Origin of the sequence: Kitasatospora sp. NPDC005856, assembly GCF_040629945.1 — a bacterium.
GTDB lineage: Bacteria > Actinomycetota > Actinomycetes > Streptomycetales > Streptomycetaceae > Kitasatospora.
On the sequence record NZ_JBEXWT010000031.1, the window covers coordinates 47,114 to 59,979 of the forward strand.

General features: G+C 76.2%; 13 protein-coding genes and 3 tRNA genes. 8 read left to right on the forward strand and 8 right to left on the reverse strand.

The window, feature by feature from the left end; translation table 11 throughout:
* Entirely contained in the window at positions 1-576 is a 576-nt protein-coding gene (locus ABZ449_RS20170; RefSeq protein ID WP_360347522.1) for an RICIN domain-containing protein, read from the reverse strand.
* Here ABZ449_RS20170 and ABZ449_RS20175 point away from each other — a divergent pair.
* Positions 550-1,644 (forward strand): hypothetical protein, encoded by a 1,095-nt coding sequence (locus tag ABZ449_RS20175; RefSeq protein WP_360347440.1) that lies wholly within the window; start codon positions 550-552, stop codon positions 1,642-1,644. The genes ABZ449_RS20170 and ABZ449_RS20175 overlap by 27 nt on opposite strands.
* Positions 1,645-1,798: 154 nt before the next feature.
* Entirely contained in the window at positions 1,799-2,134 is a 336-nt protein-coding gene (locus ABZ449_RS20180; protein ID WP_360347442.1) for a hypothetical protein, read from the forward strand.
* A gap of 15 nt (positions 2,135-2,149) precedes the next feature.
* Here ABZ449_RS20180 and ABZ449_RS20185 read toward each other — a convergent pair whose 3' ends face one another.
* The 5 genes from ABZ449_RS20185 to crcB (ABZ449_RS20205) form a co-directional block, all read right to left on the reverse strand.
* Positions 2,150-2,977: a TIGR02452 family protein gene (locus ABZ449_RS20185; RefSeq protein ID WP_360347444.1), complete on the reverse strand. Its 828-nt coding sequence runs from the start codon at positions 2,975-2,977 to the stop codon at positions 2,150-2,152.
* Positions 2,978-3,198: 221 nt separating this feature from the next.
* Entirely contained in the window at positions 3,199-5,367 is a 2,169-nt protein-coding gene (locus tag ABZ449_RS20190; protein WP_360347446.1) for a DEAD/DEAH box helicase, read from the reverse strand.
* A gap of 1,139 nt (positions 5,368-6,506) precedes the next feature.
* Positions 6,507-6,881, reverse strand: coding sequence for a fluoride efflux transporter CrcB (crcB, locus tag ABZ449_RS20195; protein ID WP_360347448.1), 375 nt, complete (start codon positions 6,879-6,881; stop codon positions 6,507-6,509).
* On the reverse strand, positions 6,878-7,264 hold the full coding sequence (locus ABZ449_RS20200) for a DUF190 domain-containing protein (protein WP_360347450.1): 387 nt from the start codon (positions 7,262-7,264) through the stop codon (positions 6,878-6,880). The genes crcB (ABZ449_RS20195) and ABZ449_RS20200 overlap by 4 nt, the downstream gene beginning before the upstream one ends.
* Entirely contained in the window at positions 7,261-7,830 is a 570-nt protein-coding gene (crcB, locus tag ABZ449_RS20205) for a fluoride efflux transporter CrcB (RefSeq protein ID WP_360347452.1), read from the reverse strand. Before crcB (ABZ449_RS20205) ends, ABZ449_RS20200 begins: the two co-directional genes overlap by 4 nt.
* Positions 7,831-7,900: 70 nt before the next feature.
* Here crcB (ABZ449_RS20205) and ABZ449_RS20210 point away from each other — a divergent pair, with 70 nt between their 5' ends.
* From ABZ449_RS20210 to ABZ449_RS20230, 5 genes are all read left to right on the forward strand, one after another.
* The gene (locus ABZ449_RS20210) at positions 7,901-8,242 is read left to right on the forward strand and encodes a metallopeptidase family protein (protein WP_360347454.1); all 342 of its coding nucleotides are present in this window, start codon (positions 7,901-7,903) and stop codon (positions 8,240-8,242) included.
* A 125-nt stretch (positions 8,243-8,367) separates the two neighbouring features.
* Positions 8,368-8,440, forward strand: a tRNA-Glu gene (locus ABZ449_RS20215).
* A gap of 63 nt (positions 8,441-8,503) precedes the next feature.
* A tRNA-Asp gene (locus ABZ449_RS20220) sits at positions 8,504-8,577 on the forward strand.
* Between the two features lie 27 nt (positions 8,578-8,604).
* Positions 8,605-8,678 (forward strand) — tRNA-Phe (locus tag ABZ449_RS20225).
* Between the two features lie 155 nt (positions 8,679-8,833).
* Positions 8,834-9,334, forward strand: a complete 501-nt coding sequence (locus ABZ449_RS20230; RefSeq protein ID WP_360347456.1) for a DUF3995 domain-containing protein — start codon at positions 8,834-8,836, stop codon at positions 9,332-9,334.
* A 5-nt stretch (positions 9,335-9,339) separates the two neighbouring features.
* Here the strand turns inward: ABZ449_RS20230 and ABZ449_RS20235 are convergent, their stop codons facing one another.
* Positions 9,340-10,521 (reverse strand): alpha/beta fold hydrolase, encoded by a 1,182-nt coding sequence (locus tag ABZ449_RS20235; RefSeq protein ID WP_360347458.1) that lies wholly within the window; start codon positions 10,519-10,521, stop codon positions 9,340-9,342.
* Between the two features lie 58 nt (positions 10,522-10,579).
* Positions 10,580-11,500 carry a zinc-binding dehydrogenase gene (locus tag ABZ449_RS20240; RefSeq protein ID WP_360347460.1) on the reverse strand — a complete coding sequence of 307 codons (921 nt, stop codon included), beginning with the start codon at positions 11,498-11,500 and terminating at the stop codon, positions 10,580-10,582.
* A 359-nt stretch (positions 11,501-11,859) separates the two neighbouring features.
* Here ABZ449_RS20240 and ABZ449_RS20245 point away from each other — a divergent pair, with 359 nt between their 5' ends.
* Positions 11,860-12,816 carry a LysR family transcriptional regulator gene (locus ABZ449_RS20245; protein WP_360347462.1) on the forward strand — a complete coding sequence of 319 codons (957 nt, stop codon included), beginning with the start codon at positions 11,860-11,862 and terminating at the stop codon, positions 12,814-12,816.
* Positions 12,817-12,866: the final 50 nt, after the last annotated feature.

Sequence of the window (12,866 nt, forward strand, 5' to 3'; positions counted from 1 at the left end):
TCAGCCCGCCCGGCGCTCGAAGCGCCACCACTGGGTCGGCGCGTCGACGTCCTCGTGCTGGTGGACGTCGGCCTCCGGGGCGGCACCCGCCGTCAGGGGCTTGCCGCTGACGAAGCTGGTGACCGTGTAGGTGCCCGGGGCGTCGACGTGGGCCTCCAACAGCCACTCCTGGGCGCCGAAGGCGTTGGCCGACCACTGCTGGACGCGGACGCCGTCCTCCGTCGAGGCGCCGGTGACGTCCAGGCGCCTGCCGCTGCCGGCGTTCTCGATGTGGAACAGCGCGCCGCCCGGGTGGACGGCGGTGAGGCGCCAGAGCTGGGCGTCGCTGCCGTCGTCCGCGCCGAGGACGATCCGGGCACCGAGGCGCCGGGAGCCGTCGGCGACCTGCAGCAGCAGGCCGCTTCCGACGTTGCGGACGAGGTAGCTGCCGTCGGTGATCGCGGAGTCCGTCATGATCGAAGTCTGCCACCGGGCACTGACGGAGCCCGGATACGGCCGGGGCTCGGAGGAGTTTCCGCCGGACCGGCTCCGCCCCCTATGCTGCGGCGAATGTCCACCGAGCAGATACCGTCGCACCGTCAACAACCCACCTTCTCCGAAGCCGTGGCCGCCCTGGAGGCCGTGGTCACGGCCGGGGACGACGAGCAGTTCGGGCCCGCCCTCGGGCTGGTCGGCGGGCTGTTCGGTGCGGCCGACCCGGCCGAGCGGGCGGCGGCCGGCCCCCGGCTGGCCGCGCTGCTGCCGGACGCCCCGCCGTTCCCCCGGGCGCACCTGGCCATGGTGGTGGGCGCCTGCGTGGAGCACGGCGCCGACCCGGTCGTCTGCTCCGGCCCGGTGCTGGCCGGTCTGCGCGGGGCGCTGACCGGCGCGCAGCTGCTGGTGCGGCGCTGGGTCTCCACCGGCGGCGGCCCGCTGCCCAGCGCGGAGGAGGACGATCCGGCCGAGGCGCACGAGCGGATCGCCGACCCGGCGCACCTGGACGAGTGGCACGCCCACCTGGCCGTGGTCGCCTGGTGGACGCTGCACCTGTGGCAGCAGGCGGCCTGGGCGGTGTACGCGCACGCGGAGGTCCGGACCGGGGCCCGCGCCTCGGGCGTGACCGAGGTGATCCTGGAGCTGTTCGAGCGCTACCAGGGCGAGCAGCACGACTTCAAGGGCCTGGTCCACCTGGCGCTGATGCTGGACGCCGAGCCGCTGCTGGTGCTCGACCGCCCCACCGGCACCGGCTACCTGCTGCGGATGAGCGGTCTGAGCGACACCTTCCAGCTGCACACCCTGCTCGCCGACGTGCTGATCGGCGGCGGCCACCTGCCCGGCACCCCGCAGGACCGGGAGGTGGTGGCGCTGGCCCGGACGGCTCACCTGGACGGCCGGCGGGTGATCGCCACCGGCGCCTTCAACCTGGTCGCGCCGGACGGCTCCTGGATCTGGAACGAGGGGACGCCGAGCGACATCCCGGTGGTGGACGGCGTGCGCACCCTGGTGCTGGAGCCACTGCCGTACGAGCGGAGCTGGTCGGCCGGGCGGTTCATCCAGGAGGTCCCGGGCGACCTGCGGCTGGAGCGGGTGCTCGACCCGGCGGAGGCCGCACGGCTGCTGGCCGCCACGGTGCCGGGGCAGACGCCCGCGGAGGCGTTCCGGTAGGAGGCCCTTCCGGTGTCCCGGGGGGAGGCGCCCTTCCGGTGTCCCGGGGGGAGGCGCCCTTCCGGTGTCCCGGCGGGAGGCCCCGGCGGCCCCGTTCGTTCACCGGGTTATGGTCGGAAAACGAACGACACAGCCCCCACGAGTGGAGTCCACGATGGCGAAGGTCCCGAACGTGTTCACGGCCGCCGCGCCCGCCGCGCTGACCGCGGCGACCGGTCTGGTCGGCGGTTACGGCGTCGCCCGGTGGAGCGGCCGGCGCGAACTGGGCGGCGCGGTGCTGGCGGTGGCCGGTGCCGGGGCCGCCGCGCAGTGGCGCCGCAGCGCGGGTGCAGGCACCGCGGCGGCGCTGACCGGTCTGTACGTGGCGGCCTTCGGCGGCTCGCACCCGCTGGCGAAGCGGATCGGCGCCTGGCCGTCCGTCTTCGCCGTGACCGGTGTGGTCGCGGCGGCCTCCACCGCCGCCACGGCGCTCGCCGCCCGCCGGAAGTAGCCGGCTACCGGACGGTCACCTCGCGCCGAACCGGGCCTCGAAGGCGGCCCGGTTCGCCGAGACCGGCGAGCGGTCCCAGACCGCGAACACCACCCGCTCGAAGGCCGCCCCGTACCGGGCCAGCGCCCCCTCGAAGGCCTCGGCGACCTGCGCCGGATCGTTGCGGAACACCCCGCAGCCCCAGGCCCCGAGCACCAGGGTGCGCACCTCGTGCCGGGCGGCCGCCGCGAGCACCCGCACGGCCCGCTCGGCGAGCACGTCCCGGACGTCCACGCCGGCCGAACGCCGTTCCAGCTGCCCGGCGTTGGGCGCGGGCGAGGTCAGGAAGGTGACGGGGTACGGCTGCGCCAGCAGCTCGCCGCGCCCGTCCCGGATCACCGGCACCGCCGGTGAGACGATCACCCGGTGGCTGTACCGGAGGTCGGTGGAGGCCCGGTGCGCCTCGTAGTAGTCCGGCGCCTCCAGCAGGCAGCCGTACAGCAGCGCGCTGCGGCACAGGTCCTCCTCCTGGGCGCGGGCGCCGCGCAGGTAGCCGCCGCCGGGGTTGCGCGCGGAGGCGAAGTTCAGCACCCCGACCGGCCCCGCCCCGGCCTCGACCAGCCGACGGGCGGCCTGGATGCTGCCCTCGGCCGTCACCTCGATCCGCCCGGCCGCCGGCCCCGGCCCGGGCTCGCCCACCGCCAGCAGCGCGTCCAGCCGCTCCGGCGCGTAGGACACCGTGCCGGCCCGCGCCGCCGTCAACTCCTCCCCCACCCGCACGAGTTCGCCCCCGGCCGTCCGGTAGCTCCCCCGCGCGGCGATCTCCTCGTTCACTCGTGCCACGTCGTGCAGTCTGCTGCTCATGGCCGTGACGCTACGGGACTGTCGCGCCCGCGCGCCACGGGTTATTCTCACTTCCAGCACAACACCCCGTGGGGGCACCGCGCCGTGGGGGCGTGGGGGTGTCGGGGGGTGTCGGGGGAACGCGAAGGGCCCGCTCCGGGGGACGGAGCGGGCCCTTCGTACGTTCAGCCGGGTCGGCGATCGACTACCGCGGGTGCGGCGTCAGCGTCGCCGGTGCGGCGTCAGTTCTTCCAGCGCGGCTTGCGGTCGTCGCGGTCGAAGCCGCCCGAGCGGCGGTCGTCGCGGTCACGGCCGGCACCGCCGAAGCCGCCACGGTCACGGTTGAAGCCACCGCGGTCGGACTGCGGACGGCCGCCGGAGCGGTGGTCGTCGCGGCGCGAGAACGGACGGCTGCTGCTGCTGCCGCGCTCGTCGCGGTCACGGCCGAAGGCCGGACGGTCGCCGAAGGAACGGGCCGGACGGTCGCCGAAGGAGCGGCCGCCGCGGTCGTCGCGGTCACGGCCCGCACCGAAGCCACCGCGGTCGCGGTCGAAACCACCCGAGCGACGGTCGTCGCGGTCACGGCCGGCACCGCCGAAGCCGCCACGGTCACGGTTGAAGCCACCGCGGTCGCGGTCGAAACCACCCGAGCGACGGTCGTCGCGGTCACGGCCGGCACCGCCGAAGCCACCCGAACGGCGGTCGTCCCGGTCACGGTCACGGTCCCGGTCACGGCCGAAGCCACCGGAGCGGCGGTCGTCCCGGTCGCGGTCACGGTCGCGGTCACGGCCGAAGGCCGGACGCTCGCTGCGCGCCTCGCGGTACGACGCGGTGCGCTCCTCGGCCTGCGGCGCGGCGGCCTCGGCGGCGGCCGGCGCGGCCTCGGTCGCGGCCGACTCGCCGGACTCGGCCTCGGCGGCCGGCTCCTCGTCCTCGATACCCAGCTCGGCCCGCTCGCGCGCCGCACGGGCGGCCAGGCGGTCGGCCTCCTCGCGCAGCTCGGCGGCGCGGCGCTGCGCGCGCTCCAGCTGGCGGGTCATGTCGGCGAGCTCGCGCTCGGCGGCACCGGCGATGTTCGCGGCGCTCTCGGCCTGGACCTCGGTCAGCGAACGGGCGCCGGTGATCTTGGCGACCTCCGCGTCGAAGGCGTGGTCGAGGATGTGGCGCGAGGCGTCCACGCCCGCGTCCTCCATCAGGCGGAAGACGCCGCGGCGCTGGTGCGGCAGCACCAGGGTGACGACGGCGCCGGAGCGGCCGGCCCGCGCGGTGCGGCCGGAGCGGTGCAGGTAGTCCTTGTGGTCGCCGGCCGGGTCCACGTTGAGGACCAGGTCGATGCCGTCGACGTGGATGCCGCGGGCGGCGACGTCGGTGGCGACGACGACGTTGGTGTAGCCGTCCTTGAAGTCGCCGAGGACGCGGGTGCGGGCGCCCTGGGTCATGCCGCCGTGCAGCGCGTCGGCCTTCACGCCGGCCTCGATGAGCTGCTCGGCGACGCGGTCGGCGCCCATCTGGGTGCGGACGAAGATGATCGTGCGGCCCTTGCGGGCGGCGATCGCGTTGGTGATCGGCGCCTTGTCCTTGGGCTTCACCACGAGGATGTGGTGGGTCATGGTGGTGACCGCGCCGGCCGACGGGTCGACCTCGTGGGTGACCGGGTTCTTCAGGTAGCGCTTGACCAGGGTGTCGATCTCGTTCTCCAGGGTGGCGGAGAACAGCAGGCGCTGGCCGCCGCTCGGCACCTGGTCGAGGATCTCGGTGACCTCGGGCAGGAAGCCCATGTCGGCCATCTGGTCGGCCTCGTCGAGCACGACGGTCCGGACGTCGGCCAGCTTGGCGCTGCCGCGGTTCAGCAGGTCGCGCAGACGGCCGGGGGTGGCGACCAGGATGTCGACACCGCGCTCCAGCGCGTAGATCTGGTTCGACATCGAGGTGCCGCCGCAGACGACCTTGAGCTTGAGGCCGAGCACCGAGCCGAAGGGCTCCAGGGCGTCGGCGACCTGCATGGCCAGCTCGCGGGTCGGGACGAGGATCAGGCCGCGCGGGTGCTTGGGCTTGGTGCGCTCGCCGTCGGCGAGGCGGGTCAGCAGCGGCAGGCCGAAGCTCAGGGTCTTGCCGGAGCCGGTGCGGCCACGGCCCAGCACGTCCTTGCCGGCCAGGGCGTCCGGGATGGTCGCGGCCTGGATCGGGAACGGGGTGGTGACACCGCGCTTGGCGAGGGCACGCACCACGTCGTCGTGCAGGCCCAGGTCGCCGAAGGTGATGGTGGGCTCGGCGGCCGCCTCCTCGGTGGCCTCCACGGCCTCGGCGATCACCTCGTCCGCGGCGGTGTCGATGGTGTCGATGGTGTCGGTGACATCGGCGGCGGCCTCGTTCGCGGGCATGGCGAAGCGGGCGTCGTCAACGAGAGACATGCAAAACCTTCCGGAAGTGGCACGCGCCAAAGTCCGGGGTTCTGTTTCACAACCGCCTCTATGCGGTCAGCCACGGATCGCCGGAACGCGCCAAGGGCGCCAGATGGGATAGGGCGCCAGTCAAATGGATCAAACGAACGATCTACCACCATAGACGAACCTGGGGATCGGAGGCAAACCCCCTGCTCAATCCCCTAGTGCGCGCCCGCTCGCGGGCTCGGGGCCGAGGAACCGGAACTGCCGGAGGACGGATCCGGGGCCGGCGGGACGGTCGCGGCGGGCGAGCTGTGCTCGGGCGCCGGAGTGCTCGACGGGCGGCTGCTCGGGGTGCCCGAGGGCGACCCGGCCGAACCGCCGCCGGAGCGGCCCTCCCCGGTGCCGCCCGCCCCGCCGGTGCCGCCGGAGCCCGCCGAACCGCCGGACCCGCCCGCGGCACCGCCCGGATACGGCGCGGGACTTGTGTTCGTACCGCCCGCCGAACCGCCGCCCGGACCACCGTCGGGGGCACCCGGCCCCGGCACCGGGACCACCCCCGCCACCGCGCCGTTCGCCCCCGGGACCGCCTCGCCGGGCACGGCGGCCGAGGCTCCGCTCGACCCGCCCTCGCCCTGCAGGCCCCCCGACCGCTCGGGGCGCCCCGCGGCCCCGCTCGGGTGCCCCGCGCCCGGCGAGGCCGAGGTCCCGACCATCCCGCCCGGCCGGACCGCCGGACCGGCCTGCCCGACCGGCGTCACGCCGTGCTTCTCCTCCGCCGCCGGGCCCACCGACATGCACCCGGTCAGCCCGAGCCCGGCCACCGTCAGCAGCGCCGCCGCCCGCACCGCGCTCGAGCGCGGGCCCGCCGCCCCCCGCCCCGGAGCCGTACGCACCGCGGCCAGCCGCACCCGCACCGCCCCTACCGCCCGCACCGTCCGTGCCGCCGCCCGTACCGAAGCCACTGAGGTCCCTCTCTACCGCCCCACCCGGACCGCCCACTCGCGCGCGGCCGCTTTTCGGTGCCCAACGCGCGCCCGGCCCGGCGGGACACGGGCAGGGCGCAAGCTCGCCCGGCGGGGCCGGCGCTCCGGCGGCCGCTCGAGGCCGCACGACGGCCCTCCGGCGGCCGCCCGGGGCCCGCATGACACCCCTCCGGCGCCCGCTCAGCCCCAGAGCGCCGAGGCCAGCTCCGCGCCCGCGTACACCGCGGCCAGACCGGCCGCCACGCTGCCGGCCGCGTTGGCCAGCGCGTACCGCCCGGCGCCGGTCTCGGCCAGCCGGAGGGTCTCGTACGAGAAGGTCGAGTAGGTGGTCAGCGCCCCGCAGAGCCCCGTACCCAGCAGCAGCTGGACCTCCGAGGAGGCCGCGCCCGCCGCCACCGCGCCGGTCACCAGCCCGAGGATCAGGCAGCCGGCCACGTTCACCGTGAACGTCCCCCACGGGAACACCGAGTCGTGCCGGGACTGCACCGCCCGGTCGGTCAGGTACCGCAGCGGCGCGCCGACCACCGCACCCGCCACCACCAGCAGCCAGTTCACTCCGGCGCCTCCCCCGGGCCGGGCTCACGGCCGGGCTCATGGCCGGACTCGCGGCCCGCGTAGGTCACGACCTCGCAGCGGTCCAGCAGCACCAGACCCTCCGCCACCATCCCGTCCAGCTGCGGCAGGAAGGCCCGCACCCGCTCCTCCTCGTCCACGATCACCACCGCCACCGGCAGGTCCTCGCTCAGCGACAGCAGCCGCGTGGTGTGCACCAGCGACGAGGCCCCGAACCCCTCGATCCCCCGGAACACGCTCGCCCCGGCCAGCCCGGCCTTCCGCGCCCGGTGCACGATCTCGCTGTACAGCGGCCGGTGGCGCCAGCGGTCGCTCTCCCCGATCAGCACGGTCAGCCGCAGCGCCGGCCCGCTCAGCCGGCTCACCGCGCACCCCCGGCCCCACGGCGGACGGCCCCACGGCGGACGGCCCCGCGACGGACGGCCCCGCGACGGACGGCCCGGTGGATCAGACGCCGGGTCAGCCCGGCCGCCGCCCACACCGCCAGCAGCGCGCCCACCAGGGTCAGCCCCAGGTACGCCACGGCCGGGCCGGGCCGGCCGGCCTCCAGCAGGCGGCGGACGTCCACCGCGTACGTCGAGAAGGTGGTGAACCCGCCCAGCACCCCGGTGCCGAAGAACGGCCGCACCAGCGGATGCGCCTGGCGCCCCTCGGTGATCACCACCAGGAACACCCCGATCACCGCGCAGCCGACCACGTTGACCAGCAACGTCGTCCACGGGAAGGCCGTCGGCCCGGTCCGCCAGCCGAGCCCGGCCGCGTACCGCGCGGTCGCCCCGACCGCCCCGCCCGCCGCGACCACCGCCACCGCCCGCCCCTGCCCGCGCAGCACCGGCGGCCGACCGGGCCGGCGGTCACGGCGGGCCCGCACCGCGGCGCCGCTCACCGCGCCGCCCGCGGCGTCGTCCACGGCGCCCTCCGAGGTCGTCATAGCCCCATCAAACACCGGGCTCCGCCACCTGGCACACCGTCATCCGACACCGGACAATGATCCGGTGGAGATGACCCGGGAAGAGTTCGAGACGCTGGTCAGCGACGCCCTCGACCAGATCCCCCCGCAGCTCGCGGCCATGATGGACAACGTCGCGATCTTCGTCGAGGACGAACCCGACCCCGGCGACCCCGAACTCCTCGGCCTCTACGAGGGCACCCCGCTCACCGAGCGCGGCGAGTGGTACGCGGGCGTCCTGCCCGACCGCATCCTGATCTACCGCGGCCCCACCCTGCGCCACTGCGAGACCCGCGAGCAGGTGGTCGAGGAGGTCCGCACCACCGTCATCCACGAGGTCGCCCACCACTTCGGCTTCGACGACCACGAGCTCGACGAACTCGGCTGGTCCTGACCCCCGGCCACCGGCCCCACGCACCCCGCACCGCCACCCGGACGAAACCCGTTTTGGCGATCCGCCCTGCATCCCATATGCTTCTCGACGTCCCCGAACGCTGGAAACAGCGGGACAGGCCGCAAGCCCTCATCGTCTAGTGGCCCAGGACGCCGCCCTTTCAAGGCGGTAGCACGGGTTCGAATCCCGTTGGGGGCACGCAGTACCGTAGTAAAGTGCAGTGCGCAAGACCGCAAGACCCTGAGTGGTTCGCCACTTCTAGGTCCCGTGGAGCAGTTGGTTAGCTCGCCACCCTGTCAAGGTGGAGGTCGCGGGTTCAAGTCCCGTCGGGATCGCTCGTCTCGCAAGAGACGGTGCAGTACGGCCAGGTAGCTCAGTTGGTACGAGCGTCCGCCTGAAAAGCGGAAGGTCGCCGGTTCGACCCCGGCCCTGGCCACAACCGGGAAGCCCCCGCAGCGAATTCGCTGCGGGGGCTTCATCGTTCCCTCGGCCGACCAGCCGAGGCGACCGACCCGGTTCCCCCTGGAGGGGGAGGGGGTACCGCCCGCGGGACGATCCGGCGGGGTGGGGCGGCGCGGGACCGTGGGTGGCATGGAGACGACACGGGACACGGGCTGGAACCGGGTGGCGCTGGGTGCGGGGTACGCGGCGGCGGGGTGGGCGGTGGCCTTCGCGCTGGTGCACGTGTACTGGCTGGCGGACGGGCGGCTCGGGCTGCCGGACGGCCGGTCGGTGTGGAGCAGCACGCCGCTGCTGGTGATCGACGTGATCGCGATCCCGCTGTGCGCGCTGGCCGCGGCCGTGGCGCTGGCGCCGTTGCGGCAGTGGGGTGCGCGGGTACCGGCCCGGCCGCTGGGCCTCGCGCTGTGGGGCACCACCGCGCTGCTGGTGCTGCACGCCGCGCCGTCCGTGCCGGACTGGATCGCGCTGGCCACCGGCAGCCGGTCGGGGGCCGAGCTGGACTCGATGGCCCGCTTCGCGACCTTCGGCTACGAGCCGTTCTTCCTGGCCGGCGGCCTGCTGTTCGCGGTCACCTCGATGGGCCGCCGGGGGCTCGGCCGCCGGGTGCCCGACCGGTCAGTCGCGTGGTGAGCCGGTCAGTCGCGCTGTGAGCCGGTCAGACGGACGGTGAGCCAGTCGGCGGTGGCCGGGAGCCAGTCCGGGAGGGCGGTGCCGAGCAGGTGGTTGCCGTGCGGCACCAGCAGCAGTTCGGCGTCCGGGGCGCGCTCGGCCAGGACGGTGGCGGCGGTGACACCCGGGATGCGGTCCTCGCCGCCCTCGACCACCAGCAGCGGGACGGGGATCGCCGGGGCCAGGGCCGTCAGGTCGACCCGCTCGGCGAAGACGCGGGCCGCCTCGTACCCGCGGCAGCGCTGCGCCAGGGTCGCGGTGACGAACGGGACCAGGCCGTCCCAGTCCAGCCGGTACGGGCCGCTGACCACGGCGGCGGCGCACAGCCGCGCCTCGCGGGCGGCCGCCTCGGCCGCGTAGTAGCCGCCCAGGCTGAGGCCGATCACGGCGGTCCGGGCGAGGTCCAGCCCCGCCCGCCCGGCCAGCGCGTCGAGGGCGCGGCCGACCACCCGGTGGTACTCCGGCTCCGGCGCACTGCCGGCGGCCAGCACGCCCTGTCCGGGCCCGTCGACGGCGAGCACCGCGACGCCCCGGGCGAGCAGGGCCTCGGCGACCGCGTGGAACTCCTCCTTGCCCGAGTCCATCCCCGGCACGACCAGGACCACCGGGGCCCCGCCCCCACCCGCTGTCCCGCCGGCCCCTTCTCCGCCGGCCCCTTCTCCGCCGGCCCCTTCTCCGCCGGCCCCTTCTCCGCCGGCCCCTTCTCCGCCGGCCTCTTCCCCGCCAGCCGCCGGTGCGCCGGGGCGGCGCAGCCAGCCCGCGAAGCCCTCGCCCTCGACCCGCTCCGCGCCCGGGTCGAGCAGAGCCAGCGCCCGCCGCATCGCCTCGTCGGCCTCCGTGGCGGCCTCGGCCGCCGCCGCCCGGTCGGGGTGCGGGAGCAGCCCGGCGAAGTGGTACCAGCGGGCGGCGCTCCGGTACCGCTCACCGGCGGTGACGGTACGGCCCTCGGCGGCGGCCCGCTCCGCCGCCGCGGCGTACCGGTGGCCGGCGGCCCGGCAGGCGGCGGGCCAGTCGAGCACGGTGGTCAGCGGGGCGGTCACCCGGGCGTACTCGTACGGGTCCAGGCCGGCGCCGTGGGCGCGCGGACGGTTCTCCTCGACGAAGGCGGGCAGCAGGCCGGGGGCGTCGAGGAAGGAGAGGTCGGGCACGGCGGGGTTTCCCTTCGGGTTGTTCGGAACGCGTGTCGGGCGGGTCTCGGGCGAGGGGTCAGGGGAGGGTCAGGACGGCCTTGCCGCGGATCCGGCGCTCCCGCAGGTCGGTGAGCACGGCGGCGGTCTCCGCCCAGGGCGCGACCCGGCCGAGCTCCGGGGTCAGCCGCCCCTCCCGGGTGAGGCGCACCAGGGTGGCCAGGTCGGCGCCGTCGGAGACGTCCGAGTCCGCGTAGTGGAAGTGCCGGACGACCGCCGACTCCGGGCCGCTGAAGAAGTCGAAGAAGTCGAGCGTGACGGGCGTCCGGGAGGCCTGGCCGAACCAGATCAGGGTGCCGCGCCGGGCCAGCCGGGCCAGCGCGAGCGGCAGCGCGGCACCGCCGGTGGACTCCAGCACCAGGTCGTACGGCCCGCGCGCCTCGCCCGTCTCGTGGACCACCTCGGCCGCCCCCAGCCCGACCAGCCGCCGGCCGCGCTCCGGGGAGGCGGTGACGGCGGTCAGCTCGGCCCCGGCCGCGGCGGCCAGCTCGGTGACGTAGTGCCCGACTCCCCCGGAGGCCCCGGTCAGCAGCACCCGCCGCCCGGCCAGCGGCCCCGCCGCCCGCAGCAGCCGCAGCGCGGTGAGGCCGGCCAACGGCAGCGCGGCGGCCCGCACGGTGTCCAGACCGTCGGGCAGCTCGGCGAGGGAGGACGTCGGGACGCACACGTACTCGGCCCACCCGGCAGCCGGCGGATGCCCCACCACCCGGCGGCACACGGCCGGCCCCGACCCGTCGGCGGCGGCCTGCACCACCAGCCCGGCCACGTCCTTCCCCGGCCGCCACCCGGCCCGGGGCGCCTCCAGCTGGAAGGTCTCGCCCCGGTTCACCGAGAACGCCTCCACCTTCACCAGCGCCTCCCCGGGCCCCGGTTGCGGCTGCTCCACCTCCGCGAACCGCACCGGCTCCGCCGCCCGCCCCGTCGCCACCAGCGCCTTCATCCCCACTCCTCCGTCGGCCACCCCCTCACCCCACCGCGCACCGCCCCGACCGGTCCAACAACCGGAGTACGGCGGCGACAACCACCGGTTGTCCGGCCGGGAGCGACGGGCCGTCGGCGGCCCACGGCCGGACACGGGCCGAAGGCACGAGCCCGGCGGGGGCGAACGCACCGGGGCGGGTGCCCCGGGCCGCGACACCTGGGTGGCCCGGCCCGCACAGGCAGCCCGCAGGCCACCCACAGCCGACCACGACCCGCCGCCCGCACCCCGCCCGGGCACGGGCCGAAGGCGCGAGCCGGGAGGCGAACGCGCCGGGGCGGGTGACCCGCGGGGGCGTGGCGAGGCCCTAGGGTGCCCGGGTGGATCTGGATCTGGCGCAGGTGCGGGCGTTCGTGGTGGCGGCCGAGGAGTTGCACTTCGGGCGGGCGGCCGGGCGGTTGGGGATCAGCCAGCAGGGGCTGTCGAAGCGGGTGGCGCGGCTGGAGGCGGTGCTGGGGGTGCGGCTGCTGGAGCGGGACGCACGCGGGGTGGGGCTGACCGGGGCCGGGCGGCGGTTCCTGGAACCGGCCCGGCGGGCGCTGGTGCAGGGGGAGCGGGCAGTGGCCGCCGCGGGGTGCGCCGCGCGACCGCTGCGGATCGACGTGTGGGGGCACCTGTACGCCCCGATGCGGACGCTCGCGCAGGCGGTGGACGCGGCGCCGGGGCTGCAGGTGGAGCCGGTGCCCGGCCGGGACCTGCCGTCCGTCGCGGCAGCCGTGCTGCGCGGGGAGGCGGACGCCGGGTTCGGCCGGGTGCACCGGTTCCCGGTCGGCGAGGGCGAGTTGACGCACCGGCTGGTCCGGTTGGAGCCGGTGGACGCCCTGCTGAGCGCGGAGCATCCGCTGGCCGCCCGGGACGTCCTGCGCCCGGACGACCTGCGGGACAGTGTGCTGCGCTACCCGGCGGCGGTGGACCGGCTGGACTTCCTCACCCGTTTCGCCGCCCGGTTCGGGATCTCCCACCGGGTCGGCTCGACCAACCTGGGCCTGGAGCACTTCGTGGACCAGGTCCGCGCCGATCCGTCCTGCTTCTCGCTCGTCCCCGCCGACGGCCCGCTCCCCGGCCTCCCGGGCGTCCGGACCGTTCCGCTGGCGGAGCCGACCCCGCTCTACGCCTGGTCGCTCCTCTGGCGCACCGGCCCGGACACCGACCCGCACCCCCGGCTGGAGGACCTGCTGCGGGCGTTCACCACCGAGGCCGCCCGCAGCCGGTGGCTGGAGTACGACCCGGCCCGCGACTGGCTGCCGGACGCCGACCAGGCCGCGCTCCACCCGTGACGACCACCCCGGGCGCTCCGGCCACCCCGGCCGGCCAGGCCACCCCGGGC

What these genes read in the sequence shown, in the direction of transcription:
- ABZ449_RS20175 (WP_360347440.1), top strand. Translation starts at nt 550, where the DNA reads ATGTCCACCGAGCAGATACCGTCGCACCGTCAACAACCCACCTTCTCC.
- ABZ449_RS20180 (WP_360347442.1), top strand. Translation starts at nt 1,799, where the DNA reads ATGGCGAAGGTCCCGAACGTGTTCACGGCCGCCGCGCCCGCCGCGCTG.
- ABZ449_RS20185 (WP_360347444.1), bottom strand. Translation starts at nt 2,977, where the DNA reads ATGAGCAGCAGACTGCACGACGTGGCACGAGTGAACGAGGAGATCGCC.
- ABZ449_RS20190 (WP_360347446.1), bottom strand. Translation starts at nt 5,367, where the DNA reads ATGTCTCTCGTTGACGACGCCCGCTTCGCCATGCCCGCGAACGAGGCC.
- crcB (WP_360347452.1), bottom strand. Translation starts at nt 7,830, where the DNA reads ATGACGACCTCGGAGGGCGCCGTGGACGACGCCGCGGGCGGCGCGGTG.
- ABZ449_RS20210 (WP_360347454.1), top strand. Translation starts at nt 7,901, where the DNA reads ATGACCCGGGAAGAGTTCGAGACGCTGGTCAGCGACGCCCTCGACCAG.
- ABZ449_RS20230 (WP_360347456.1), top strand. Translation starts at nt 8,834, where the DNA reads ATGGAGACGACACGGGACACGGGCTGGAACCGGGTGGCGCTGGGTGCG.
- ABZ449_RS20240 (WP_360347460.1), bottom strand. Translation starts at nt 11,500, where the DNA reads ATGAAGGCGCTGGTGGCGACGGGGCGGGCGGCGGAGCCGGTGCGGTTC.